1 protein-coding gene is annotated in these 1,399 nt (G+C 40.5%); it reads right to left on the reverse strand.

Going from position 1 to position 1,399, the window contains the following annotated elements; genetic code table 11:
- A partial coding sequence (locus ACEN3Z_RS11825; RefSeq protein ID WP_407090975.1) for an ISL3 family transposase occupies positions 1 to 1,310 on the reverse strand: 1,310 nt, incomplete at its 3' end.
- Between the last annotated feature and the right edge of the window lie 89 nt (positions 1,311 to 1,399).

Below are 1,399 nucleotides of genomic sequence, written 5' to 3' on the forward strand. Positions count from 1 at the left end.
GTTGTTGCTTGATCTTTTTTATTTGTCTGAGGGACATATAATCGCGTCATAAGTAAAATACGGTCTCTAAAATGACTGTAATTTCGATAGCCGTAGGCTGTTCGTTTCAATACTTTAATTTTATTATTAATACCTTCGATCGGGCCATTCGTTAAACCTGGATACGAGAACGTGTTGTGAATATACGTTTGGTACTTCTTAAAAGAACGTAAGACACGCCTTAACCCAGCTGGAAGCTGAAGTTGCTTCGCCTGAATTAAGGTAGATTCAAATCGTGGCCAATTGTTGGTACGGTAGGCATCCCCTAATTGATGGACAATCTGATAGGTGGCTTTTAGTTGGGTATCTTGAGCCAGTAAATAATCCACAATTCCTTGCGTATTCGTCAGCCAATCAAATAAAGGAAATCGGTGATAGGTTGTGGCTTTGAGGTCATTCGGATTTTTTTGGATTAACTTCCAATAGCGTTTTAATTTATTATATAATCGGCGGTCTTTGGTTCGAATGGTATTCATAAACTGCACACGATACTGCGATAATTCACGGTTTAAAGCCTGTATCAAGTGAAAGGGATCCATGATAATATCGGCATTGGGAAACCATCGATGAATGACTTGAATATAAGGTTCGTACATATCAATAGTGACAGATTTAACCTGACGGCGCACAGCGAGATCATAGCGAATAAAATAGTTTTTTAAAGAGCCCGCTTTTCGGTCTTCGACCACATCGACGACTTGATGATTTATAGCGTCGCAGTAAATAAAACTCATGGCGGCTTTGACTGATTTGACACTTTTGAATTCATCAAAACAGAGGTGCTCGGGTAACGAAGATGTGGGACGGATCCGAAGCGCAGCGGCAGCCTGATGAATGACGCGACGCACGGTATTCGGGGAAACATGGGTATCTTTGGCAATATCTACCTCTGACATCACACGTGTTGCCCGATCCATAATCATTTGTGTGACCCGCTTAGAAATAAAACAGTGAGGGTCCACAAAGGACGTTTTCGCTGTAAAGCTTTGGCCACAGGTTTTACATTTGAAGCGTTGTTTGGCTAAGTTTAAGTAGGCAGGAAGTCCCGTTATGCTCGCTAAAGTCAGACGAGAGTGACGCGTCCCATTTTTAACGACTTGATAGGCATCATTGACGATACCACAACATTCACAGGCTTTAGGAACATACGTTAATGTGCCAAAATAAAACAAAGATAAGCGGCCTTTATAATGCTGTTCTTCAACACGGTCCATATCGATCGTGATATTTGGGTCTTTTAATTGAAAGGTTTTTTGGATAAAATGGTTCATGCGTAGATATTCTCCTTATGTTATTTGGTGGTACTTTTAATATAACGAATATCTGCGTCTTTTAGAAGACACAAAGATAGGGTTGATGA

Origin of the sequence: Ruoffia sp. FAM 26254, from assembly GCF_045528545.1 — a bacterium.
Classification (GTDB): domain Bacteria; phylum Bacillota; class Bacilli; order Lactobacillales; family Aerococcaceae; genus Ruoffia; species Ruoffia halotolerans.